Origin of the sequence: Nocardia mikamii NBRC 108933 (assembly GCF_001613505.1) — a bacterium.
Lineage (GTDB): Bacteria > Actinomycetota > Actinomycetes > Mycobacteriales > Mycobacteriaceae > Nocardia > Nocardia mikamii.
In genome coordinates, this window is sequence record NZ_BDCM01000006.1 from 1 (window position 1) to 25,102 (window position 25,102).

Here is a 25,102-nt window from a genome sequence, read left to right on the forward strand (position 1 = left end):
GGGCTGGAGCTCAGCGAGCTGCGGCTACTCGCCGAACGACCGTTCGCGCTGGAATCCTTGGAGGCTCTGTCCACGGCGTCGCTCACCGTGACCGAACTCGCCCAAACGCTGCGATGCTCCGGGCGCACGGCATCGCTGGCCCTGCGCGCCGTCGCCGCGTTCGGACTGGTGATCGGCCACGACCCCGGAAGCTGGGACAACCACTGCACCCGTCAACGCTTCACACTCACCACCCGAGGCCGGCGCGCTGTTACCGCGCTGTCGCACTTCCCGGTATGGATCGCACTGCACGAATCCGCGCAGGCCCCCGGTTGCACCGATGAGGTCCTTCTGTAGGAGTACGCGAAAGCCGGACGGGCCGAGGAAGCAGGCGCGGTCCACGGCGCGTGCGTTGCCCAACCGCGCCTGAGCGACCATTCTTGCCACATGGATACCGCGATCGCGATCATCATGATTGGCGCTCTCGTCGCGCTGCTCGTGGTCATGATCGTCCGATCCGAATCTCGACGTCTGCGCCAGCTGCGCGGTGACACCACCCTGGATCACGCCGCGTGGAACGCCCAGTCCGGCAACGCCCGCAGCGCCGGCCGCGCCGACACCTTCAGCGCCGGGCAATGGGTAGCATTTTCGATGCTGGCCGACCAGACCCACCACCACCACGCCCCGGACGATGGGCAATCGCCGGGCTCCGGAATTCTCGGCGACGACAGCAGTTACGGGGACGCCCTGACGGGCACGGCTGACAGCGATGGCGGTAGTCGGGACGGTCACCGAAACAGCGGCCTGTTCGGTGACACCGATATTCCCAACGGCGGCGACTCCCCGAACCACGCCTTCTGACCGGCAGATCGGCGATTCGGCGAAGATCAGCGGCACGACGTAACCGGCGGTGATCACGTCATTTCCTGCACGCCAACGGCGCGATCTGTTCGACGCGACGCTGTCGGAGCGCGGGCACACCGCGTTGGCCGAGTTCGGCACCGTTGGTCGTCTCCGGCTCGCTCGACGCTGCGAGCGCCTGTACCCGATCACCGCCGGTTGCGTGCGATTCTCGATCGCATCGACGATCTCGGGCTCGAGCTGGTCGCGATCCGCAAAACCAACGACGAACTCGCGGCAGCGAAAGCCGACACGGGGAGCAGTGAATCTTGGCGGCGGGGTACGGATCGATCAAGGCCTCGTCGGGCGACCACCAGGTCGGTTCGATCGCTGAGTACGGACATCCGCAAGCGACCAGGTGATCATCACCGATAGAGTCGCGCGACCGCTCTCAAGCTCTGCTCAGCGGCCGGGTCTCAGGACTGACGCCCACAGCCCGCCGAGGTGGACCGCAAGGCCGGTCACCGCCCGCCGCGCACAACCTGGCGGCGAAGAACACATTTTTGACATCAGGTGTCATCAACTGTGGCGGCGATGCGGTAAAACTATTCGCGCAGACCTTCTTTCAGCTGTCGGGCCGCGACCGTGGCCAGAGACCGGGAGCAGGGGATGCGGCGGCGGGCCAGTGTGCGGTCTGCTCGCCAGGTCGGGGCACACAGACGCGTCCACGCAGGAGTGGTCACGCCGCGCAGATCTGGAGAACGAATGTTCACGATGGAAACCGCCACCACATACGTCACCGGCCTCGTCGAGTCCACCGGCGCCGCTCGAGCGACCGACTTCGACATCCCCGCCATCGTGAACACCCTGCACCACCTGGTCGAGGACTGGGACTTCGACATCATCGACCGGCAAACCTTCTGGGCCGTCGTCGCCAGCAACATCCTGGCGCCGCGCAACGACACCGCGGCTCACACCGGCTCTCCGGTTGCGTCGCTGGCCCGCGTGAAAGATCCGCTACCGCTCCCCCAGTGAGCCCGGCGAGACGGTGGTTGCCTCACCGGTCAGCCAACGTGATCACCGCGCCGACCGCAGCGAGCCCTGGCTACTCCCATGCAACCCGCCTTGCACCGATCAAGCGGGAGCCGTGTCAGACTGATGGAGTAATCGACGCCACAACTCATTCACCCCGGGGCCACAGCCAATGCAGCCAGACGGACCGCCAGCGATCCCAACGAATTATGTCACCCGGCAGTCGACCCGGATCATCGCCAACGGCTACCAGGACTACAGAGCCGACAGCATCTCCGAGCCGGACGGCACCTTCCCGTACCCGTTCCCCGAGCGTGACAACCCGATGCTCGAATACCTCGTCCGTAAAGCGAAGGAACTTGAGGATGAAGAAGGACATCCCCCGTACATCTGGCTGGCCGTACACGCCTGGTTCGAAGGAGCCCTGAATACTCTGGCCTTTCCGCCCGAGTCCCAGAGCTAGACCACGGCACCGCATCGTTACGGGTTTGAACTCAAGCGAATCAGAATTAGGTGCCGAAATCGCGGGGTTTCCGTGGGGCTGAATTAAATAAAATAGGTCAGGCCCGGTCGAAGACCGGGCCTGACCTGCTATTTCAGTGGAGCTAAGGGGACTCGAACCCCTGACCCCCGCTCAGCAATTCCGGCATCTCAGGATCATCGGCGGACCTGTCTACAACCGATAGTCAACTTCGATTCTCGGCTGACCGTCAAACCGCAAGTCGTCGCCGTCCCCTTCACGATGTCCCCCGCCGTGGCCACAACGGAGACTGGGAACACGATGGGATCAACAGACCGGCACCGCTAGATCGAATAGAAATCCGCGATGACCAGACGTTTTTCGGTTGCCCATGTTTTGTGTGTCCTGCCGAGGGCACGAACCTGCGACCTATCAGAATTGACCCATCCCAAAATTTCCCCAAACTTACGGCGTGACTGCCCGTGATCATCGGTGACCTGCCATGAAAACCATGACAGCATAACCGCAGGTAGGGCGCACATTAGCGAATCCCGGTGATTGGCCGTGAATGCGGGGAAGCCCCGAACCCGTAACAGCGGGTTCGGGGTTCGAGTCCCTGATGGCGCACAACAACGAAGCCTCTGATCACGCCATTCGGCTCAGGGGCTTTTCTTCATTCCACCGGCTGGATCGGAACGTCACCAGCCATACAGTCTCCGCGTTCACGATGGCGACCGTGTTTCGGACGGCTGGACACGCCGGTGCGCATGGCCCACGATGTTCGCATGTTGCCCACGCGCGAGGCCGATCTGTTCGAAAGTTCCAGGCCCCGCCTGGAAGCGATCGCCTATCGCTTGCTGGGCTCGGCCAGCGATGCCGAGGACGCGGTGCAGGAAACATATCTGCGCTGGCAGGCCGCCGACCGCGAGTACGTGCAGACGCCCGAGGCGTGGCTGACCAAGGTGCTCACCAATTTCTGCCTCAACCAGCTCACCACTGCTCGCGCGCGCCGGGAAACCTATGTGGGGCAATGGCTGCCGGAACCGGTGCTGGCCGGCGCCTCGATGCTGGGCCCGAGCGACACTGTGGAACAACGGGAATCGGTATCGATCGCCATGCTCACGCTCATGGAGCGGCTCACCGCCAAGGAACGCGTGGTGTATGTCCTGCGCGAGGCCTTCGGGTACCCGCACCACGAAATCGCCGAGCTGCTCGACATCACCGAAGCCAACTGCCAGCAGATCTATCGCCGCGCCAAACAGCACTTGGCCGTGGAACGGGCGCGCATCGAGGTGGACGGCGCCGCAGCCCGCCGGATCGTGGAGGAATTTCTGGCCGCGGCGGTCAGCGGCCGAACCGAGGAGCTGGTGCGGTTACTCACCGATGACGCCACCATCATCGGTGACGGCGGCGCCTTCTTCGCCTCCTTGAACAGGCCGCTCGTCGGCGCCGAACGCATCGCGACGTTCGTGCGGCTCGCCATCAAACCCACAGGCGCCAAGTGGGAGAAGCTCGGCGGCAAGCCCACGCCCTTCGCCGCGATCGTCAACGGCAGGCCCGCCCTGATCCTGGTGGCCCACGATCGCATCGTCGGCGTCGTGGTGCTGGAGGTCACCGCCGACGGCATCGCCGCCGTGCACGCCCACGTCAATCCCGACAAGCTGGCGTTCGCCAATCGCCAGTGGGCCACATACGCACCGGGAGCACCCCTGCCCGATTTGTGGTGACCCACATCACACCTCTCTCCTGTCAGCATTCGTGCGGCTGTCCGGTTCAAGTTCCGAACCCACCGAGACAGGAGGCAACACCATGAAGCACCGCATCGTCGTCCTCGGAGCCGGGTACGCCGGAGCCACCGCCGCCGGCCGCCTGGCCAAGCGACTGCGCCGCGACGACGTCGAGATCACCCTGGTCAACGCCGACCCCGACTTCGTCGAACGGGTGCGCCTGCACCAGCTCGCCGTGGGGCAGGACCTGCCGGTTCGCCCACTGCGCAAGATGTTCGCCGGCACCGGGGTCGAGGTGCGCATCGCACGGGTCGATTCGATCGACGCGGACCGCAAAACGATCGAACTGATCGGCGACCAGGGGGCGGAGACCCTCGGCTACGACACCCTCGTCTACGCACTGGGCAGCACCGTCGCCGATTTCGGCGTACCTGGTGTTGTCGAGCACGCTCACCATGTGGCAAGCAAGCAGGCCGCGCTGCGGCTGCGAGAACGCCTGAACCAACTGCGTGCGGGCGAGACCGTGCTGATCGTGGGAGGTGGCCTGACCAGCATCGAGGTTGCCACCGAGATCGCCGAGGCGCGCCCGGATTTGAAGGTCGCGATCGCCGCGCGCGGTGGCGTCGGCGACTGGCTCGACGACAAGGCGCAGCGCCACCTACACCTCGCGTTCGAACGTTTCGGGATCACCGTCCACGAGCACGCGGACGTCATCAGGGTCACCGAAGATGGCGTGGCTACCCGATCGGGAGCGGAGATCCGTGCGCAAACGACCGTCTGGACAGCGGGATTCGCCGTGCACCCGATCGCGGCCGCCAGCACACTCGCTGTTTCCGAGTCGGGACGGATCGTCGTGGACGCTACCCAGCGCTCGATCTCGCATCCGGATGTGTACGCCGTCGGCGATGCCGCACACGCCGCGGGAGTGGGCGGCGCCACGTTGCGCATGGGCTGCGCCACCGCTTCCCCGATGGCCTGGCTGGGTGCCGATGCCATTGCCGCGCGGCTGAGCGGACGTACGGTTCCCGATGCCCCCATCGGCTACAACAGCCAGTGCATCAGCCTCGGTCGCCGCGATGCCATCGTGCAGAAGGTGACCAAGGAAGATCAGCCGACGTCCAAGGTCGACGTGGGCCGCAAGGCCGCCCGCGTGAAGGAGCTGATCTGCTCGATCGCGGCGTGGTGTGTCAAGCACCCCACCCTGCTGGCGCCGAGCCGGCGGCGCCGGGTCGTCGCGACCGGCATCCAGGCTCCGGTCGCGGCTGCCTGAGCGTGCCCGAAACGTCGCGGTCCGCCCCACTCGGACGGGTGGGGCGGACCGCGACAGCAGGCGATGCCGGGGACAGACCCGTCTACACCTCCCGAAATCCGAACTGCCACAACATTTTTCGCCGAAACCCCGAGTACCGATGTAGTGGTCAGAACCGGTAGCGAAGTATGCGGGTGCCTTGCCGGGACAGTGCGGTGCTGTGGCTCATGAGCCGGGTGGCCGCGCGCAGCGGCTGGGGAAAATCGGCGACTTCCGGGGCACGAGTGAGTAATTGCTCCTCGGCCGTGGTCAGGCCGGCGTGCCAGGTCTCGGGGTCGTGTGGATCGTCGAATCCTTGGGCGGCCGTGATGCCGATGGCCTTGATCGTGGGGTGGTACTTCATCGACCAGGCGGCGAAGCGAGTGTATCCGTTGATGGCGAGTTCGCCGGTGTCGAAGTGCGCGGTCAACTCCCGGGTCATCCGCTGGAAGGAGTCGCCGGGCAGGAACGGCAGCAGCCCCTCGGCGACGATCATGGCCGGCCGATCGCGAGGCAGCGGGTCGAGCCAGCCCGGCGTGGTCAGGTCGGCGCCGATGCGCAGGAACCGGTCCGGAAGGAATCGGGACCGAAGCTCGACCATGTCGGGGAAGTCGACGTCGTACCAGTCGACGCCGGCGGGCGGATTGCAGCGGAGGGCGCGGGTATCGAGTCCGCAGCCGAGATCCAGCACGACGGCGTCCGGATGGTTCGCGACGAACGTCCGGACCGCCTCGTCGAGTTGCTTGGCGCGCAGCGCGGTGCCGCAGACGAGGCTGGGCTTCAGTTCGAGCTTGGCGAAGTCGTAGTCGATCATGTCGGCGATGTCGGCGGAGCGAGTGTCGCCGAGGATCGGGTGGGCAAGCTTGGTGTCCAGAGCCCTCGCGTAGAGGGTGAGCAGCGAGGTTTCCCGGAGCGGGTCCAGGTCCAGTCGCAGGCGTTGCACAAGAAGTCCTTACGTTGTGGGGGGATTGCGGGCGGCGATGTCGCGGAGCCAGGTCAGCGACTGCTGGGCGGCGCGGATGCGCTCGGTGTGAGCCCCACCGCCGCCCGCGAGTTTCATGCCTTCATCGGCGATGTCGCCGAAAGCGCCGAGGCTGTCGAGCTTGCGCTGAATCACCTTGTGCCAGGCGTCATCTTCGATGCGGTAGTAGGTGGTGCGGTCACCTGGCACGCGAACCTTGCGGACCAGACCGATGGCGGCGAGGAAACGCAGGTTCGAGGTCAGCGAAGCGCGGCTGGCCTGGATCGTCTCGGCGATCTGGCCGGCGGAGCGCTCGGGCGGGTCGCAGATCATCAGCAGACCGAGGATGCGACCGGTGATCGGTGCGAGCGCCCATTCGTCCACACAGAACGTGGCTACCCGCTCGACCCACCGCAGCACCTCGTCCTGGTTGTCCTGATCGGGCATAGCGCTCCTCCTCGGCTTACGTGCTCGGAGCCGTCACTGTGTCATAGCGGCAATCGACTCGCGGGTGGGCGTCGGAGTGGCGGTGGCGAGGCGGGTCTTGCGCAGGTAGCGATCGAACCACTCCACGGCCAGCGCCATCGCTTCCTCGAGGCCCGGCCCGGTGTAGAGGCCGAGGACGTCGTAGGGCAGCACCGCCAGACGTTTCGGCTCGCCCGCTCTGGCGAACGCGCTCTGCGCCTCCTCGAGCATGTGGTACGGGTCCCACCCTCCGTTGGCGATCATCAAAAGCGGGGTCGGCGCCAGTCGCTGAATCAGATCTTCCGGTGCGAAGGTGAGCAGGTGCTCGGTGGAGTCGAGTGTCTTCTCGTTGCGGTAACTGGGGAACATCTCCGTAGCCAGCTGCGGCGTGTCCCGCACAGTCTCTCCGTCGAGACTCAGATGCGGGACCCGCGCACCGGCCCCGCCCTCGTAGCGACGCTGCCAGTCCTCGTCCAGCCGATCCCGCAGCGCCTGTACACCGGCGCGGCCGGCCAACCGCTCCAGATAGCGCCACCCGTTCCACACGCTGGGGCTCTGCACCACAACACACTTCACGCGCCGGTCGAGCACCGCGGCCTGCACCGCGACCGAACCACCGACGCTGACGCCCCACAACCCGATCCGCGCCGTATCCACCTCCGGTCGGCTCTGCAGATAGGAAATCGCACTGCGGAAGTCCTCCACCTGCCGCTGCGGATAGTCCTGGCCCCGAGGTTCACCCTCGCTGGCGCCGACCGTGCGGTAGTCGATCGCCAATACCGCGAACCCGGCGCGCACGAAATGCGCCGCGAACACGGCCAACGCCTCCTTGACCATCACCCCGCTGTGCCCCAGCACCAGACCGGGAACCGGGGCGTCCGCCTCCGGCACATACAGGTCACCGGCACACGAGGTACCGAGACTGTTGAACTTCACCTGCTGCGGATGCGGAGTCATCACCGCCACCTTTCCTTCGTAACGAAGCTAGCCATTTCAGTGTTGACTGAAATGACTAGCTAAGTCAACCGTGCCCTCGGTAACTCCGCGCTATCGGACCGCCGGTACCTCGCCGCACGATCCGGCGGCGACGCGGTAAAACTATCGGCGCAGAACTTCTTTCAGCTGGCGAGCCGCGACGGTGGCCGGCGGCTGGGGCAGGAACGCGGCGGCGGGCCAGTGTGCGGTCTGCTCGACCCCGATCGGCCGCCGACCGGAACCGGTGACCGGCCCGGGGCGTCCAAACAACCGTGGGGAGCATTATCGAGTTCATCGATGCGCGGTTGCGCGAGGACGAACATGCGGCGCGGGCCGTCGAGGGGGAACAGCGGGCGTGGCGGGAGGTGCTGGCCAAGCGGCTCATCGTCACGCTGGCACAGCTGCCGGACGGGGGCGGCCGGGAGGATCAGCTGTTGCGGTGCGTCGCGCTGTGCTGGGCCGACCACGTCGACTATCGACCGGAGTGGATCCTCTAGTTCCGCGCGGCGGGTACGTGGTTAGGCTCGACGGCACACGTTTTCGCGATCGGGAACCGATATGGCCGACTACGCACATACCGACCACGCCAGTAAGGGCCGCGCCGAGAAAGCGCGACGGCTCGCGGCTTATCTGTGGCAGCGCGGGGTCTCCGGCGCCGAACTCGCGACCGTCCCGGCGGCCACTCGCCGAAAACTGGCGCGCGCAGCCGGCACCAACCCGCCGAGTACCGACGAGACCTGGACACTGGTCGCACAACTTCTCGACGAGAAGGATGCGTGGGCCACGCGCAACCCGAATCATCCTGCCGCACAACGCGATCACACGGACGAGAAGATTCTGTGGATCAAGCCCCCGGTGACACCCTGGCTCGCGGGCGAGGAAAACCCGCTCCCCTGAACCCTGCCGGCGCGCTGCGCCGAAAACGCCGGCACTCCTCCCCGGCCACGGGTCGACCGCATACGCGAAGATCGGCAGCCGGCTGCGCGTCACCCTTGACATCAAGAAGTGAACTGGAGTTCACTTCTTGGGTGACCGACGACCCGCACCACCCCGGCACCCGGCCCGCGGCCTGGCGCGAGGACCTGACCAGCGGCGAGGACTCGCTGTTCGCCGACCGTCCGGAACCGGAGCCGGGCCCGGCCTACCGCACCCTCACCTACGAGGTGACCGGCCGCATCGCCCGCATCACGTTCGACCGGCCCGAGCACGGCAACGCCATCACCGCCGACACCCCGATCGAACTCGCGCACGCGGTCGAACGCGCCGACCTCGATCCGCGCGTGCACGTGATGGTGGTGTCGGGGCGCGGCAAGGGCTTCTGTGGCGGCTACGACCTCTCGATCTTCGCCGAGAACGGCCTGTCCCCCACCGTGTCGGCCCAGCCCACGACCGGAACCGTCCTCGACCCGGTGGTACAGGCGCGCAACCACAATCCTTGGGGCACATGGGATCCCATGGTCGACTATCAGATGATGAGCCGATTCAACCGCGGCTTCTCCAGCCTGTTGCACGCGAACAAGCCGACAGTCGCCAAGCTGCACGGCTTCGCCGTCGCGGGCGGCACCGACATCGCCCTGTTCTGCGATCAGATCATCTGCGCCGACGACACCAAGATCGGCTATCCCCCCACCCGAGTGTGGGGCATCCCGGCCGCGGGGATGTGGGCGCACCGGCTCGGCGATCAGCGCGCCAAGCGGTTGCTGTTCACCGGCGACTGCCTCAGCGGCACGCAGGCCGAGGAGTGGGGCCTGGCCGTGGAGTCCTGTCCGGCGGACGAGCTCGACGAACGTACCGAACAACTGCTGCAACGCATTTCGCGTATGCCGATCAATCAGTTGATCATGGCGAAACTCGCGCTCAACAGCTCATTGCTGGCTCAGGGCGTCGCGAATTCGGGAATGGTCGGCACCGTCTTCGACGGTATCTCCCGGCACACCCGAGAAGGGTATGCCTTCCAATTGCGTTCGGCCACTACCGGTTTCCGGGAGGCAGTGCGGGAACGCGACGAACCGTTCGGTGATTGGAAGCGGGCGCAATTCGACCGGCCGGATGGCACCGAAGACAGATGAGCCCGCACCCGGGACGGAACACACCGTGAACTCGAACCGGCCGCGACGACTCGAAGCCGCGGTAGAACGGACGACGATCCGGTGCGCGCCTCAGTCCGGTTGCACAGCGCCATCCATCGCCGACGACATATCCGCGTCGCTCTCGGTCCGCGCACTCACCTTGTCCGACAGGGACCGCAACGCCCGCGCCTCCGCATCGCTCAACTGATCGACGAACAGCCGCCGCACCAATTCGACATGCCGGGGCGCGGCCTGGTCGAGCGCCCGGCGACCGGACTCGGTGAGGCAGATCAGCCGGCCGCGCGCATCGTCGGCGGCCGGACTGCGCACCACCAGCCCCCGCTTGTCCATCCGCGCCAGATGCTTCGACAACCGGCTCTTGTCCCAGCAGATCTGCGCGGCGAGGTCGCGGGCGCGCACACTCCCCTCGCGCGCGTCGGACAGCGCCACCAGAATTTCGTAATCGGAGACCGACAGTCCGTCGCGGGCGAGCCCGGCGGCCATCGCGGCGTCGAGCCGCTGACGCAGCCGGATGTAGGCAGACCAGGTCTGCTGCTCCTGTTCGTCCAGCCACCGCACCATGGGAATGATCCTACCGAGTTGTTGGTTGACATGGACACCAACCGGCCTAGGAGGACATCATGCCCGCGATCACCGTCGACGACATCCTGGTGCTGCCGCGACTGCCCCGCCCGGAGCAGAGCATGCGACAGCGGCCGGTCCGGACCGTGACCACCGCCCACAAACAGCTCGAGGGCGCCGGATTCGAGGTGCGCCGGCCGTTCCCGAGCCTCGATGTGCGCACCGCCGACCCGTTCATCCTGCTCGATCACATGGGCCCGGTCGCCTACGAGCCCTACCAGGCCAAGGGCGCCCCATGGCATCCGCACCGCGGTTTCGAAACCGTCACGTACATGATCGACGGAACCATGGTTCACCACGATTCCAACGGCGGCGGCGGAACGATCGCCGAGGGCGACACCCAGTGGATGACCGCCGGCTCGGGCATCCTGCACGACGAACTTCCCGCCGAGGAACTGGTGATCTCGGGCGGCGTCTTCCACGGCGTGCAGCTGTGGGTCAATCTGCCGCGGTCGCTGAAGATGGCGGACCCGCGCTACCAGGATCTGCGCGCGAGCGAATTGACGCTGGTCACCTCCCACGACGGCGGTGCGCTCGTGCGCATCATCGCCGGAAATGTCGGCGGCTACGAGGGCCCCGGCTCGACCTATACGCCGATCGCCTACGCGCATGCCTCGATCAGTCCCGGCGCACGGCTGGAAACGCCGTGGCCGCAGGAGTTCACCGCTATGGCCTACGTGCTGGCGGGCAGCGGCACCGTCGGCGACGAGGGCCGCACCCTCACCGAGGGGCAGCTGGCGGTGCTCGGCCACGGCGAGGCCGTCGCGCTGACCGCGGACGATCGCCAGGAGGGACCCACCGGTCAATTCGAGGTACTCCTACTGGGCGGCGCGCCCATTCGTGAACCGGTCGTGCAATACGGGCCGTTCGTGATGAATTCCAAACAGGAAATCATCGACGCCATAACGGATTTCGAGGCGGGGCGTATGGGACATATTCCGGCGGAACATATGACCGGCCGCCGCCTCGGTGAATAAGCGGCTCTCGGCCGTGCGGTTGACAACGACGGTCGCCATCAGAACAGTAGACTCGGCGTTTCCGGCCCGCCACCGCGGGGAGTGCGGCCGGTCCGTCGTATCAACCGCAGCTGACATCGAGGAATACATGAACGTTCGCAGGCTAATCGTGACCGGCGCGGGCTTGATCACCCTCGCCGCCCCGATCGTCGTCACCGCCCCGTCCGCCATGGCAGACGGTTTCATTCCCACCGGTTCCGCCGGTACCGGATCGTCGGGTATCGACGACGCCATCGGTGCCACCGGCTCGGCGGGGCTGACCCAGACGGGTTCGGCGGGAGGCACGTTCAAGAACTGTGACGAGGCCCGGGCGGCGGGTCGCGCCCCGCTGTTCCGTGGTGAGCCCGGCTATTCGCCGCACCTGGATCCCGACGGCACCGGTATGGCCTGCCCGACCGTCTGATCCGCGCGGTAATCGCCGCAGACGACAAAGAACCCGGTGTGACACAGTGTCACACCGGGTTCCGTCGTTTCTGCGGCGTCAGCGGCGGAAGATCTTGACCAGCACCAGCACGCCGACCAGAGCGCCCGCGCCGATCAGGCTGTACTTCACCTTCGGCTCGTTCAGTTTCGCCACGACGGCCTTCTTGGTGTTGCCGGCGATCCGCTGCGGGTCCGCCCGCACCGCGAGCTCGTCGAGTGTGCCCGCGAGCCGATTGCGCGCGGCTTCGATCTCCCGCTCGATGTGCTCGGTATCCCTCGCCACATTGTCTCCTGTTGTCGTTCCGGTAGGTCGCTGGCCGTCGAGTCTATCCGCCGCCCCGATGTCGCGTCCGTTGTCACATCGGTGGGCTACCGTGCTGGCATGACCGATACCAAAAAACTCGGCCCCGGCGATCCGGCGCCGGATTTCACGCTTCCCGACGCCGACGGTAAGCCGGTGTCGCTGGCGGACTACCGCGGCCGCAAGGTGATCGTCTACTTCTACCCGGCCGCCAGTACACCCGGCTGCACCAAGCAGGCGTGCGACTTCCGCGACAACCTGGCCGAGTTGAACGAGGCCGGCCTCGACGTCCTCGGCATTTCGCCCGACAAACCCGCGAAACTGGCGAAATTCCGCGACAACGAGAAGCTGACCTTCCCGCTGCTGTCCGATCCCGAGCGCGAAGTGCTCCAGGAATGGGGCGCCTACGGTGAGAAGACGATGTACGGAAAGCGCATCACCGGCGTCATCCGCTCCACCTTCCTGGTCGACGAGCACGGCATCATCGAGGTGGCGCAGTACAACGTGCGCGCGACCGGGCATGTGGCGAAGTTGCGCCGCGACCTCTCGGTCTAGCGCGGACAGGTGACGGACGAGACGAGGGGCCCGGGACGATAGTCCCGGGCCCCTCGTCGGCGCTTCGCGGCGTTCAGTCGCGCTGCGGCATCATCGCGACCATCCACCGCAGTGTCAGCCGCCAGTGGTTGTCCCACCACTCGGTGAATTCCTCGGTGCCGAGCTGCGGCGGCGCCGACTCGCCCGGGAACAGCAGTGAGCCGTTGGGCGCGCCGACAGGTTCGGTGGGGGCGGGAATCACCGACTTCGCCTGCGGTTCCGGCGAATCCGGCTGCGGCGCCTCCTTCGCCAGTCGCTTCGGCTCACTCGCCGGATCCGAACCTCGCACGCCCAGCCAGGACGATCCGTCCGGACCCCAGCCGGCGGAGGCCGGATCGGCGTTCGACGGATCCGGCGCCGCATGCCGAGGCCCCGTCGACGGCTGGTCGGCGGTCCCGTCGACCGGCAATTCCGGAATCGAATCCACCGCGGGCAGACCGGGTTCCGGACGGGCATGGCGCGGACCCCGGTTCGGCTGCGCGTTGCGGGCGTCGGCGAGGCGGGTGGTCGCATCCGAACGCGGATGGTCGGTGAGCTCGTGCACGCCGCCGATGGTCAGGCCGCCGGCCAGCACGCTCGCCGCGGCGACCACCGCGACCGAATTGCGCGACACCCGTGCGCGTTCCCCGGCGCCGACGACGAAAGCCTCCGGCTGCACCACGAGCGCCGCACCGATCGCCGACCCGGCCGTCGCGACGGCGCAGGGGATCACCGGCGCGTTGAAGCCCGCCGACAACACCGCGGCGACTCCCGGATGCTCCGCGGCCGAACCGATCGCGACGACCGCGCTGGGCCGCACGCCCGCCGCATCCAGCTGATCCCAGGCGGCCACGATGCCCATCCGCACCGAATCCTCGGAGACGAAACCGGCGGCGGTCGCCGTCGCTGCGACCACCCGGTCGCGATGCGGTGAAATCAGCGAGAAGCCTTGATATCCCGGCGTCAGCTCGCAGATCAGCAGATGGTCGAATTCGCTCGCCCAGGTCATCGCGCGGGCCAGCGCCAGATGCGCCGACTTGGCCGAGACCAGCGAGGCCTCGTACCACGGCCCGGACGCCAATCCGGTGACGACCGCCCGCCGGCCCGCCGCATCGCGATAGGTGACCGCCGCCCCCGCGATCTCGTACTCCGCCCCGACCTCCGCGGCGAGTCCGTCCAGCAGCGATTCGATCAGTCCGGGCAGTCCGGCCGGCGCCGCGGCGCCGAGTTCGGCCACGTGGTGCGCGAGCACCCGGTCGGTCAGTTTTGCGCTTCCTTCGCGCAGGGCCACCGCGTCCACGCAGTCGCGCGCGATCGAAGCTCCGAGAGTCACCACAGGTCGAACCACCACAGATCAAGCCTTCCGTGTGCAGGAACCGCGCCGGAGAAGCTGCGCCGAGCAGCGGTTCAACGCCGCAGCGGGAACGACCGACAATCGCCACACCCCCGCTGATGTAGATCTACTCGGTATGTGTTCGTCACCACATTCGGCGTGGATGGGTTATGAATCGGACCGAATCACGGGTACGGAAGTCGGCACCGTGTGTCATCCGCGTGTCGCTACCGCTAGCCTGGTGTATGTGGTGGAAGCGCGCACGGCATCGAGGTCGAACCGACGTCCTGATCCGGCGTTGGAGCTGCAGGACGACCCACAGGAGTTGATGCCGCGCCGTCGGCCCACCCAGGAACGCAGCAAGCGCAAATTCGATGCGCTGCTGCAATCGTCGCGCGAACTACTGGTCGAGGTCGGATTCGAATCGTTCACCTGCGAGGAGGTCGCCGCCCGCGCCGAGGTGCCGATCGGCACGCTGTATCAGTTCTTCGCCAACAAATACGTGATCGTCTGCGAACTCAATCGCCAAGACCTGGTGGCCGTTTCCCAGGAGCTCGCCGATTTCCACGGCGAAATTCCGTCGATGGACTGGCTGCGGCACATGAACAAGCTCGTCGACCACCTCGCGGAACTGTGGATGACCGACCCGTCGCGGCGCGAGGTGTGGCTGGCCATGCAGTCGACCCCGTCGACCCGCGCCACCGGCGCCATCCACGAGAAGGAATTCGCCGAGGCGGTTCAGCAGATGCTGCGGCCGCTGATGCCGCGCACGCCGCGCGGGCGCCGCTCGATGATGGCGCAGGTGCTGGTGCACGTGGTGTATTCGATGCTGAACTTCTCGGTACAGGACGGCCTCAGCCACGAGGCGGCCGTGGCCGAACTCAAGCGCCTCATGGTCGCGTACCTGTTGATCGCGGAGAAGGAATCGCGCACCGGGCAACGCGATACGACGGCCTGATCGCGCGCGACCCGCACCTGTCGCCGACAGGACTTTCCGTCGCTCCGACGAAGGGCGGAACCGGGGACGTGTGAGCGAGACGTCGCCGGTTCCGGCCTTCGCAGGAGCGACGGGCCGACTCGGGCTACCGAAGCCCGCACCGCCTCAGGGGTTTTCGATCAGGTCGGCCAGTTCGCCCGGATCCTCGAGGACGACCATCGCGGCGGCCGTATCGCCGTCGTGCGTGATCGACAGGTGCACCCGCACCCGCGGCAGGAATTCCGCCGCCAGTCCGTGCAGTTTGATGCTGGGCCGGCCCCAGGCGTCGTTCACCACTTCGATGAGCGGATACGGATTGTCACCGATCTGCGGACGGCGGGCGAACCGGGAGGTGGCCCATGCTTTGAGCACGGCCTCCTTGGCCGCCCACCGCGCCGCGAAACTGCGGGCCGGATCGGTGCCCTTGCTCTGACAGTAACGCCGCTCACCCGCGGTGAAACTCTCCCGGAGCATGGTGGTTCCGGCCCGTTCGAGCTGTTCGGCGAAATCGGAGATGGTCACCAGATCCAGGCCGATACCGAGGATGGTCATGAATCCGCAGCCTACGGATTCGGCGAGCCATCCACGGTATCGGCGGATCGTTACCCGGGAGTTGTTACTTCCCGGGCCCGATCTCCCTACTTCTCGGCCTCCCGGTTACCGGCCAGTTCGCCTGTGCCGCAGGAACCGTGGGCCAGATACAGCCCCTCGGCGCCCAGGCGCGCCTCCGCCGAGAGCAGCACGTCGGCCTCGAGCTGACGAATCTGCTTGGCAGGAGTGCCGTCGCCACCGAGACGGCGGTCGGCGGGCCGCTCGTAGAGCGGTTCACCACCGCACATCGCCTCGACCAGACGCTGACGACCGGCGAGCCGGCGTTCCTCGGCGCGACGCAGATAGTCGTCACGACGCTGCGGATCGAGGGCCTCGACGAAGGCCTGCGGATGCACGACCGCCAGCAGGCCGGAGACGTGCCCGAACCCGAGCGAGGTCACCAGACCGGCCTTGAGCGCGAACCGATCCCCGAACCGCAGCGGCTGCCGCGGCCACACCAGGTGCGGATACTCGGCCATCTTCTCGTCGACGCAGTCGAGGCTGCGGTTCGGCGGAATCACGCCCTGCTCCAGCACCTGGCACAGGCCGATCAGCTGGAACGCGGCCGCACCGCCCTTGGCGTGACCGGTCAGCGACTTCTGCGAAATCACGAACATCGGTGCGCCTTCGGACCGCCCCAGCGCGCCGGCCAGCCGCTCGTGCAGCTCCGATTCGTTGGGATCGTTGGCGGCGGTGGAGGTGTCGTGCTTGGAGATCACCGCGATCTCGTCCGGGGTCACGCCGAGCTTGCGCAGTTCGGCGGCCAGCCGCGATTCGGCACCGCCACGGCCCGCGCCCAGCGCGCCCAGTCCGGGAGCCGGAATCGAGGTGTGCACGCCGTCGGCGAAGGACTGCGCGAACGCGACCACACCGAGGACCGGCAGGCCGAACTCCGCGGCGATGTCACCGCGGGCCAGCAGAACCGTTCCGCCACCCTGGGATTCGACGAATCCGCCGCGGCGCCGGTCGTTGGCCCGGGAGAAGTAGCGGTCGCTGATGCCCTTGGCGCTCATGGCCGCCGAATCCGCGGTCGCCGACATGTCACCGAAGCCGACGATGCCCTCGATGCCGAGATCGTCGTAACCGCCGGCGACCACGACCTCGGCCTTGCCGAGACGGATCTTGTCGACACCCTCCTCGACCGACACCGCCGCGGTCGCACACGCCGCGACCGGGTGGATCATGCCGCCGTAGCTGCCGACGTAGGACTGAACCACATGCGCCAGTGCGACGTTCGGCAACGCCTCCTGCAGGATGTCGTTGGCCCGCGGCTCACCGAGCAGGTTGTCGATGTAGAGCGAGCGCATCGAGGACATGCCGCCCATACCGGTGCCCTGGGTGTTGGTCACCATCGCCGGGTGCACCCAGCTCATCAGCTCGGCGGGACTGAAACCGCTGGACAGGAACGCGTCCACGGTGCAGACGATGTTCCACAGCGCCACCCGGTCCACCGAACTCGCCATATCCGGCGAGATGCCCCAGCGGGTCGGGTCCCAGCCCTCGGGGATCTGACCGCCGACGGTGCGCGACAGCTTCGCCTTGCGCGGCACCCGAATCTCGGTGCCCGCCTGGCGAATCACCTGCCAGTCGCTCGAATCGGCGACGGGGCTGATCACGGTGTGCTCGGGGTCGGCGGCGTAGAACGCGCGCGCCTCGGCCTCGCTGTTGACCACGAAGCTCAGATCCCGGTCGAGGAAGACCGAGGTGAGCAGCGGCGCGGCGTTGTCGATCATGGAGCCGTCGTCGCCGTAGCGGCGGATACCGCAGCGCTGCACCACGGCGTCGTGGTAACGCTCGGCCAACTCCGATTCCTCGACGTATTCGCCGCTTTCGACGTCGTACCAGCCCGGCTTCGGGTCGTTCTCCCAGGTCACCAGACCGGTGGTCCACGCCAGTTCCAGGACGCCGGCCGCGGACAGTTCGTCGGCGACCTCCATCTCGAAGCGCGTGCGCGCGGAACCGTAGGGTCCGAGCTCACCGGCGCCGATGATCACGACCATATCGGCGAGATCGGCGGTGACGGCGCCCCAATCGGGAGTCGGCAGCGCCGAGGTGAGTGTCGGCGGCACCGGCAGCGCCGGGACCGTCGCGCGCTCGTCGTCGGCGACCGCCTCCGGCTCGCGCTCGACATCGTCGGCCAGCGCGGACAGATCCAGCTTCGCCCCGGCCAGCCCGCCGGTGAGGTCGATCTGCTGCGGACCGGTGGCGGTGACGGCGCGAGCCCGCGACGTGCACCACTTGAGCAGTTCGTCGGCCATCTCCTGCGTGGACCAGGTGTGCACGCCGGCCTTCTCCACGGCCGCGACCAGCGGATCGTTATGACCCATCAGGCCGGTGCCGCGCACCCAGCCGATCATCGCGTGCACCATGGTGACCCGCTGCGCCCACGACTTCTCCACCCGCCACTTGGCGATCACCGCGTCCAGCGCGGCCTTCGACTCGCCGTAGGCGCCGTCGCCGCCGAACATGCCGCGGTTGGGCGAACCCGGAAGCACCACATGCAGTTTCGCGTCCACGTCGTGGTCGGCGCCGAGGGCGGACAGACCGCCGATCAGCCGCTCCACCGACCACAGCAGGACCCGCATCTCCATTTCGGCGCGCGCCCCGGCATCGGCCAGATCGCCGGCCACCCGCGGGGCGGCGAACGGCAGCAGCAGCGTCGGGGTCATCGCGGGCTTCACGAGCACCTTCGCGCCACCGGCGTTGTCGGTCTGCTCGTTGCCGACCCAGTCGATCAGCGCATCGATATCGGAGTAGGAGGCCATATTCGCCGGGACCACCCACAGCGCGGCGCCCGCGCGAGCGTGCTCGCGGTAGAGCTGCTTGTAGAAGGCGAGGCGGTCGTCGTCGAGCTTGGACGTGGTGAGGATGACGGTCGCACCCCCGGCGAGCAGCCGGCCCGCAATCGAGGCCGCGATGGACCCCTTGCTCGCGCCCGTGATCACCGCGGTGTCGGAGGACCAGACACCCTCGTCGGTCGCGGTGGCCGTCCGGGCGATGTGCTCGTAGGCGCCGGCCAGGACGGACCGGGCCTGCTTCATCGCCTGCTGACGCCACCAATTCGCCTGGGCCGCAACGGCCGCGCCGGTGCCGGCGAATCCGGCGATCCGGTCCTCGTCGACCTCCGCGTCGGTGTCGAGCCACAGCGTGGCCAGATCCTCGCGGGCGGTGGCCCAGCGGTCGTCGATCAGCACGGCCTTGCGCGCGTCGAAGGCCGGGGCCACCAAACGCGGCCAGTCCGAACCCAATTCGGCCGAGACCAGGTCGACCAGCGATTCGTCGCTCGCCTCCGGCGCCGACACCTGGTCGGTGAGACCCAGCTGCTCGAGCACCACCCGGGCGGCTGTCGCCAGCACGCCGTCGCGGCCGGTGATCTGCTCGGTGAATTCACCGAGGGCGGCCGCGTCGACCGTCGCACCACCGCCACCACCGGCGGCCGGCAGTGCGACGCTGATTCCGCGACGCGCGGCCACGGCCTGCACGGCGGCGTCGATCGCGGCATCTACCGAAGCGCCGTCGCTCAACGCACCGGAGACCAGGCCACCGAGATCCCCGCCGCGCACGCTGGCGCCCTCACGGGTGCCCAGCGACACCTCGGCGGTGACGTGGTGGGCCCAGCCGTCGCCGAGCTGCCACACCTTCTTCACCCGATCGGTGATCGCCGCCGGGCGCTTACCCGAGGGACCGAACACCTTGCGCAGGTGGTCGCCGATGGCGTCGGACAGCACCGAGCCGAACGGCTTGTAGGTGCGGGCCAGCCGGTCGACGGTGGCCGACAGGGCGCCCATATCGGCATCGGCGGCGCCGTCGATCGCGCCCAGCGACAGCTCGGAGCCGAGGTCGACCAGCAGCTGGTTGCGTCGCGAGGACACACCGTCGCACAGCGCCTCGATGGTGTCCACGGGACCGATCTGGTCCAGCCGCAGCTTGGTCCACAACGCGATCAGCACGCGGGTGGCATCGGCGGCGGTGAAGGTGATGTCGTCGGGGCGAGGACCACCGGAGGCGGCGACCGGAGCCGGAGCCGGGGCGGCCGCGGCGCCCGTCTCGGCCGGAACCGCTTCGGCCACAACCTCTTCCGGCTCGTCGACCGGCGCCGGATCGGTATCGGTGGAGTACACCACGCCGGCCTCGCGCTCGATGTTGAGCACCTCGACCTTGGTGGCGGCGTACTGCGGCAGCTTCAGGGTGTTACCGGCAAGATTCGCCACGGTCGGCGTCGCCGCCAGGCCGATCTCGACGAACCGCTCCACACCGAGGCCACCGCGTCCGGTATCGGTGAACAGCAGATCCTGGGTCTCGATCCAGCGCACCGGGCTGGCGAACTGCCAGGCCAGCAGCTCGATCAGCACCACCCGGCACAGTTCTTCCGGACGCGCGGCCCACGACTCGAAGTCGTCGAGCACCGCGCGCAGCGGCTCCGACGGCACGTAGTCGGCGATCTCGGCGATGAAGTCGCGCTCCAGCGAGAACGGCCGCGGCACCAGGTTCGGAACGTAGCGTCCGGCAAGGACTTCCGGATGCAGATTCTCCGGCAGCAGCTCCTCGAGCTTGTTGCGGAACTCGGGCACACCCTTGCGCAGCACCGTCGAGTGGAACGGCACGTCGATGCCCGGCACCAAGACGAAGGCGCGCTTGCCGCCGAATTCGGCACGGCGACGCTCGATTTCGGCTTCGAGCTCCTCGAGCCCGGCGACCGTACCGGCGATCGCGTACTGCGAACCGCGCAGGTTCAGGTTCACCACCTCGAGGAATTCCCCGACGCGCTCGCCGACGCCGGCGACGAAGTCGATCACCTCGGCGTCGGGCAGACCGATCTGCGACGGACGGATGGCGGCCATCCGATAGTCGCTGCGGCCCTGCGCATCCCGGGGCACCAGCTCGTGCATGGCCGAGCCGCGCTGGAACACGACCTCGAGCACGGCTTCCAGCGGAAGCACACCGGCCACGGCTGCCAGCGCGTTGTACTCACCGACGGAGTGACCCGCGAGCATCGCGCCCTCGACGAACGCGCCGGCCTCACGCAGTTCGGCGACCTGTGCCACACCGAGGGTGGCCATCGCGACCTGAGTGAACTGGGTCAGATGCAGAACACCCTGCGGGTGGCGGTATTCCACGCCGCGGGCCTTGAGATAGGTCGGGTTGTCGCGCACCACGGCGAGGATCGAGAAGCCCAGGGCTTCCCGGGTGTGCTTGTCGGCGCGATCCCACACCTGCTTGGCCGCCTTCGACCGCGACCGGGCGTCCAGTCCCATCCCCTTGGTCTGGATGCCCTGACCGGGGAAGGCGTAGACGGTCTTGGGGGCCGCGAGCCGGGCGGTCGCGGTCATCACCAGATCACCGCCGGTCCGGCAGGACACCTCGACGATCTCGCAGCCGCGGTCGACGGCGATCCGCTCGACGCGCACATCGATCTGCGCGCCCGGCCGGACCATGCCGAGGAATCGGGTGGTCCAGGCGGTGACAGTACGTGCGGGCAGCGGAGATTCGGGATCCACCGCCGAGACCGCGTGCTGGGCCGCGGCCGACAGCCACATGCCGTGCACGATCGGGCTGCCCAGGCCCGCGAGTTTCGCGGCCGCGTTGCTGGTGTGGATCGGGTTGTGGTCGCCGGACACCTCGGCGAAGGCGGCCATGGCCCGCGGTGCGGTCAGCGTGACGTCGCGACGACGGCGGCGCGGGGTTTCGGTCGCCTCCTCGGACACCGTCCCGGCCGCACGCGGCGGATCGGTGAGCTCATGACTGCCGTTGCGGCCACGAATCGCGAAGCGCTCCACCAGTGTTGCGACGGTCGGGGTCTCCAGTCCGTGATCGCGCATGACGCCGACGGTGACTCGCACCTCGACGACGCGGCCCAGATCGGTGTCCATCACCGACGCGGATTCCGCACGCACGCTGAGCACCGCCGGATCGCTGGGCAGCTCGCGCACCAGGTGGACCTGGTGGTCCAGGTGCACCAGATCCAGCATGCCCTCGATAACACTGCTGACGCTTCCGTTTTCGCCCTCGGCACGGCTCGCGCCGAGCACGGCGAAGACGGCCGGCCAGCAGGCACCGACCAGCACGTCGGGAACCCGGCGGCCGATGGTGCTGAGGCCCTCCGGCAGACCCGAGCCGGTCACACCGGCGTGGTCGGCGACCATATCGGGCGTCCACGCCAGATTCACATGCGCGACATGAGTTCCGTTGGCGGACTTGATCTCCGGCAGCGCCTGCCCGGCGGCAACGGCCAGCAGGGCCGACATCGCGGTCTCGGCATCGGCTTCGGTCACCACCGGGGCGCCACCGTTGTAGACCGAACTGGGCACGGTGATGCGGATCCGGACCTCGTTCGCGGGCGACAGCGGGACGGCCAGTTCGACGTAGGCGTTGTCGGCGTCCGGACCGGTCGCGGGAACCAGCGTGGCGCCGGTCGGGCGGTGCACCGCACCCTGGGGGTCGACGGTCCACTCGCGCAGCTCGCCGAGCCGGTGCACCGGGTTCGCGGTGGTGCGTCCGGCCCACTGCACGTCGGGTGCGGCCAGCACGATATCGATGGCGCCCGAACCGATCTCGGCCCGGCGGCGGCCGTCGACGGCGGCGGGGGTGACGCCGCCGCGGATCAGCGTGTAGGCGGTGTCCTGTTCGAAGCGGTCGAGCAGCTCACCCACCGGCTCGTCGACGCGGGTGATGCCGGCGACCGACACGGTTCCCGGGATCACGCACACCTGGTCCGCGGTGTAGCGCGGGTCGTGGGCCTGCCACAGCGAGTCCGAGCGCCACCAACGGCGCACGTCGGCGTCGACGACCGGCACGAAGTTGACCGGCTTGCCGGGGGTCTTGCACAGCGAGACGAAGAACGGCACATCGGCCGGATGCAGGACGGTCTCGGCGGCGGCCGGATACTGCTCCTTCAGCGTGCAGATCACGTGGACCGGGCGCTCGAAGATGCTGTCGTCGTCGAACAGGGTCGGAATGCGGCCGCGGTCGGCGGGGTTGAGGCGGCCCTCGACGCGGCGCACCATCTCGGCGAACCGATCCCGCCAGGTGATGTCGGCCCACACCGAGCGAGTGGCGTCGGCGATGGCGTCACCGAGGTCGGTGCCGCAGTCGAAGCCGTCGCGACCGGCGCGCTGATGTTCCGGCAGCAGTGCGGCCAGCTCCACGTAGCGTTCCAGCCAGCGCAGGTAGGTCATGGTCGCGACGTCGCCGAAGTAGGGCTTGGCAGTGCTGTCGAGCGCCTCGATGATCTCGTCGCGGCGCGCGGCCACGGCCTCGGCGTCGCCGGCGACCTCGTCGAGCAGGCGGCCGGTGCGCGAGGCGGAGTTGTCGATCTCGTGGATGTCGGCGCCCAGTTGGCTACGGCCGGAAGCCATTCCGCCGGTCGCGGTCCCGGCGGCGACCCAGTCGGGGGTGCCGGGGGTGTCGACCAGCAACTGCTTGACCTCGGGTGCGGTGGTGGCCTCCAGGGTGGCCATGGCCGCGGTGCCGACCAGCACGCCGTCCAGCGGCATCTTCGGGTAGCCATGGGAGACCGACCATTCGCCGGTCAGGTATTCGGTGGCCCGCTCCGGGGTGCCGATGCCGCCGCCGACGCAGACCACGACGTTGTCGCGGCCGCGCAGTTCGGCGTAGGTCTCGAGCAGCAGGTCGTCGAGGTCCTCCCAGGAGTGGTGACCACCCGCGCGGCCGCCCTCGATGTGCATGATCACCGGGTAGTCCGGCACCTCGTCGGCGATGCGCAGCACCGCGCGGATCTGCGCGACGGTGCCGGGCTTGAACGCGACGTGGCTGATACCGGCCTCGGTCAGCTCGGAGATCAGCGCCACGGCCTCGTCGAGTTCGGGAATGCCGGCGGTCACGACCACGCCGTCGAACGGGGCACCGGCCGTGCGCGAGCGCTGCACCAGTCGCTTACCGCCCAGCTGCAACTTCCACAGGTACGGGTCGAGGAACAGCGAGTTGAACTGCACGGCCCGGCCGGGCTGCAGCAGGGTCTTCAGCTCGGCGACCCGATCGGCGAAGATCTGCTCGGTCACCTGACCGCCACCGGCCAGCTCGGCCCAGTGGCCCGCATTCGCCGCGGCGGCAACGATTTTCGCATCGACCGTGGTCGGGGTCATACCGGCCAGCAGGATCGGCGACCGGCCGGTCAGGCGGGTGAACGAGGTTTCGACCACGATGCGGCCGTTGGGAAGCCGAATCGGCTTGGGCGCGAAGGAATCCCACGCCGGTGCGACCTGCGGGGCCGCGCCGGGAGTGAAGAGGCTGCGCTGTCCGGGCCGGGTGGCGGCCGCGACGATGCCGACGCCGGTGCCCTTGAGCGAACCCTGGGTCAGGCGGCTCAGCAGATCACCGGGGCCGATATCCAGAATCCATTGGGCGCCACCGGAAACGGTGTCGTCGACCGCCTGCACCCAGTCCACCGGGTCGACCAGAATGCTGCGGGCGAGCTGCGCGGCGAGTTCGGTGTCGATCTCACACTGCGCGGCCCACGTCGACACCAGCTCGACGGTCTCGGTCAGCGCGGGGTGATGGAACGCGACCTCGACCTGAACGTCCTCGAAGACCGGGGCGAACACCGCGCCACCGCGCTTCTTGGCATCGCGATCGCGGCTCTGTTCGGCGTGGATCTCGGCGCAGCGCTGCCGCACCCGCTCCAGTTGCGCCACGGTGCCGGACAGGACCGCGCGCCGGCGGCCGTTGCGAATCGACACCACCGCGGCGACATTCGGATCCACGCCCTCCGAGACCTCGGCGACGACCGCGCGCAGCTCGTCGGGGTCCACGTTGGACACCGCGACCATCGGCGATTTGTCGCCGACCGGGATGAGACCGCGGCGACGCGCCACCAATGTGGCCGCGGCGCCGATCAACTGGGCCAGCGCGAGCAGTTCCGCGTCGCGCGCACCCTGCGCGCTCGCGGCCTCGGCGGCCAGCAGGCCCTGGGAGTGACCGATGATGCCGGTCGGCGCGTGCTCGGCAGGATCGAGCCCCTGCAGCCGCAGCGCCCGCAGCGCGGCGACCTGCGCGAGGAAGACGCCCGGCATGGACACCGCGGCGGAGCGCAGCGCCTGCGCGGACGGCGCCGCCGACTCCTCCCCTTCCTCGCCGTCGGCAAGCTCGTCCTCGAGCATCCACGCGACGGGGTCGAAGCCGACGGGCCGGACCACCAGCAGCTGCGCCGCCACCGGTTCCAGCCGCGCGTCCGCCTCGCGCACGAGCGCGGTCAGCTCGGGCTCGAGCGCGCTGTCGCGGCCGATCTCCTCGAGCTCCCGCAGCCACTGCGCACCCTGCCCCCCGAAGGCCAGCGCGTACTTCTCACCACCGAGCAGGCGATCCAGCAGCGACGACTTGATACCCGTATCCGAAACTCCCCCAACGACCTTCGCGTTCGTTCCGGTCCCGGTGCGTTCGTTGATCGTCAAGACGTATCGACTTCCTTCTCGTGGCGGCTCACCCCGCGGGGCCC

General features: G+C 68.1%; 22 protein-coding genes. 14 read left to right on the forward strand and 8 right to left on the reverse strand.

Annotated features, from left to right (window positions below):
• From NMI01S_RS35280 to NMI01S_RS06890, 7 genes are all read left to right on the forward strand, one after another.
• On the forward strand, positions 1-336 hold a 336-nt coding region (locus tag NMI01S_RS35280), incomplete at its 5' end, for a hypothetical protein (protein ID WP_167669877.1).
• A gap of 90 nt (positions 337-426) precedes the next feature.
• Entirely contained in the window at positions 427-840 is a 414-nt protein-coding gene (locus NMI01S_RS06870; protein ID WP_062995161.1) for a hypothetical protein, read from the forward strand.
• A gap of 168 nt (positions 841-1,008) precedes the next feature.
• A complete protein-coding gene (locus NMI01S_RS36635) occupies positions 1,009-1,254 on the forward strand; it encodes a hypothetical protein (RefSeq protein ID WP_501193595.1) in 246 nt (81 codons plus the stop codon).
• Between the two features lie 330 nt (positions 1,255-1,584).
• Positions 1,585-1,854, forward strand: coding sequence for a hypothetical protein (locus NMI01S_RS06875; RefSeq protein WP_157126061.1), 270 nt, complete (start codon positions 1,585-1,587; stop codon positions 1,852-1,854).
• Between the two features lie 169 nt (positions 1,855-2,023).
• The gene (locus NMI01S_RS06880) at positions 2,024-2,314 is read left to right on the forward strand and encodes a hypothetical protein (RefSeq protein WP_062995163.1); all 291 of its coding nucleotides are present in this window, start codon (positions 2,024-2,026) and stop codon (positions 2,312-2,314) included.
• 782 nt (positions 2,315-3,096) lie between these two features.
• Positions 3,097-4,038 (forward strand): RNA polymerase sigma factor SigJ, encoded by a 942-nt coding sequence (sigJ, locus tag NMI01S_RS06885; RefSeq protein ID WP_084512785.1) that lies wholly within the window; start codon positions 3,097-3,099, stop codon positions 4,036-4,038.
• An 82-nt stretch (positions 4,039-4,120) separates the two neighbouring features.
• On the forward strand, positions 4,121-5,308 hold the full coding sequence (locus tag NMI01S_RS06890) for an NAD(P)/FAD-dependent oxidoreductase (RefSeq protein WP_062995165.1): 1,188 nt from the start codon (positions 4,121-4,123) through the stop codon (positions 5,306-5,308).
• Between the two features lie 148 nt (positions 5,309-5,456).
• On the opposite strand, the gene NMI01S_RS06895 is transcribed toward NMI01S_RS06890, so the two are convergent.
• From NMI01S_RS06895 to NMI01S_RS06905, 3 genes are read right to left on the reverse strand one after another with little or no spacing between them, the layout of a single operon-like run.
• Complete coding sequence (locus NMI01S_RS06895) at positions 5,457-6,269, reverse strand: class I SAM-dependent methyltransferase (protein ID WP_062995166.1); 813 nt, start codon at positions 6,267-6,269, stop codon at positions 5,457-5,459.
• A gap of 9 nt (positions 6,270-6,278) precedes the next feature.
• Positions 6,279-6,734, reverse strand: coding sequence for a GbsR/MarR family transcriptional regulator (locus tag NMI01S_RS06900; protein ID WP_062995167.1), 456 nt, complete (start codon positions 6,732-6,734; stop codon positions 6,279-6,281).
• A gap of 33 nt (positions 6,735-6,767) precedes the next feature.
• Entirely contained in the window at positions 6,768-7,709 is a 942-nt protein-coding gene (locus NMI01S_RS06905; RefSeq protein WP_218020934.1) for an alpha/beta hydrolase, read from the reverse strand.
• A gap of 290 nt (positions 7,710-7,999) precedes the next feature.
• Between NMI01S_RS06905 and NMI01S_RS06910 the strand changes: the two genes are divergently transcribed.
• From NMI01S_RS06910 to NMI01S_RS06920, 3 genes are all read left to right on the forward strand, one after another.
• Positions 8,000-8,224 (forward strand): DUF6221 family protein, encoded by a 225-nt coding sequence (locus NMI01S_RS06910; protein WP_062995168.1) that lies wholly within the window; start codon positions 8,000-8,002, stop codon positions 8,222-8,224.
• Between the two features lie 61 nt (positions 8,225-8,285).
• Positions 8,286-8,624 (forward strand): hypothetical protein, encoded by a 339-nt coding sequence (locus tag NMI01S_RS06915; protein ID WP_062995169.1) that lies wholly within the window; start codon positions 8,286-8,288, stop codon positions 8,622-8,624.
• A 131-nt stretch (positions 8,625-8,755) separates the two neighbouring features.
• A complete protein-coding gene (locus tag NMI01S_RS06920; protein ID WP_062995170.1) occupies positions 8,756-9,796 on the forward strand; it encodes a crotonase/enoyl-CoA hydratase family protein in 1,041 nt (346 codons plus the stop codon).
• Positions 9,797-9,886: 90 nt separating this feature from the next.
• Here NMI01S_RS06920 and NMI01S_RS06925 read toward each other — a convergent pair whose 3' ends face one another.
• Entirely contained in the window at positions 9,887-10,378 is a 492-nt protein-coding gene (locus tag NMI01S_RS06925) for a MarR family winged helix-turn-helix transcriptional regulator (RefSeq protein ID WP_062995171.1), read from the reverse strand.
• Positions 10,379-10,437: 59 nt separating this feature from the next.
• Here NMI01S_RS06925 and NMI01S_RS06930 point away from each other — a divergent pair, with 59 nt between their 5' ends.
• A complete protein-coding gene (locus tag NMI01S_RS06930) occupies positions 10,438-11,415 on the forward strand; it encodes a pirin family protein (protein WP_062995172.1) in 978 nt (325 codons plus the stop codon).
• A 127-nt stretch (positions 11,416-11,542) separates the two neighbouring features.
• Positions 11,543-11,857 carry an excalibur calcium-binding domain-containing protein gene (locus NMI01S_RS06935; protein ID WP_062995173.1) on the forward strand — a complete coding sequence of 105 codons (315 nt, stop codon included), beginning with the start codon at positions 11,543-11,545 and terminating at the stop codon, positions 11,855-11,857.
• 78 nt (positions 11,858-11,935) lie between these two features.
• Here the strand turns inward: NMI01S_RS06935 and NMI01S_RS06940 are convergent, their stop codons facing one another.
• Positions 11,936-12,160 carry a DUF3618 domain-containing protein gene (locus NMI01S_RS06940; protein WP_062995174.1) on the reverse strand — a complete coding sequence of 75 codons (225 nt, stop codon included), beginning with the start codon at positions 12,158-12,160 and terminating at the stop codon, positions 11,936-11,938.
• Positions 12,161-12,259: 99 nt separating this feature from the next.
• Between NMI01S_RS06940 and bcp the strand changes: the two genes are divergently transcribed.
• Positions 12,260-12,733 (forward strand): thioredoxin-dependent thiol peroxidase, encoded by a 474-nt coding sequence (bcp, locus tag NMI01S_RS06945; protein ID WP_062995175.1) that lies wholly within the window; start codon positions 12,260-12,262, stop codon positions 12,731-12,733.
• A 73-nt stretch (positions 12,734-12,806) separates the two neighbouring features.
• Here bcp and NMI01S_RS06950 read toward each other — a convergent pair whose 3' ends face one another.
• Positions 12,807-14,084 (reverse strand): DUF7159 family protein, encoded by a 1,278-nt coding sequence (locus tag NMI01S_RS06950; protein WP_157126062.1) that lies wholly within the window; start codon positions 14,082-14,084, stop codon positions 12,807-12,809.
• 328 nt (positions 14,085-14,412) lie between these two features.
• Between NMI01S_RS06950 and NMI01S_RS06955 the strand changes: the two genes are divergently transcribed.
• Positions 14,413-15,042: a TetR/AcrR family transcriptional regulator gene (locus tag NMI01S_RS06955; protein WP_228533674.1), complete on the forward strand. Its 630-nt coding sequence runs from the start codon at positions 14,413-14,415 to the stop codon at positions 15,040-15,042.
• Positions 15,043-15,186: 144 nt separating this feature from the next.
• Here the strand turns inward: NMI01S_RS06955 and acpS are convergent, their stop codons facing one another.
• Entirely contained in the window at positions 15,187-15,612 is a 426-nt protein-coding gene (acpS, locus tag NMI01S_RS06960) for a holo-ACP synthase AcpS (RefSeq protein ID WP_030517926.1), read from the reverse strand.
• 86 nt (positions 15,613-15,698) lie between these two features.
• The gene (locus NMI01S_RS06965; protein ID WP_062995177.1) at positions 15,699-25,058 is read right to left on the reverse strand and encodes a type I polyketide synthase; all 9,360 of its coding nucleotides are present in this window, start codon (positions 25,056-25,058) and stop codon (positions 15,699-15,701) included.
• Between the last annotated feature and the right edge of the window lie 44 nt (positions 25,059-25,102).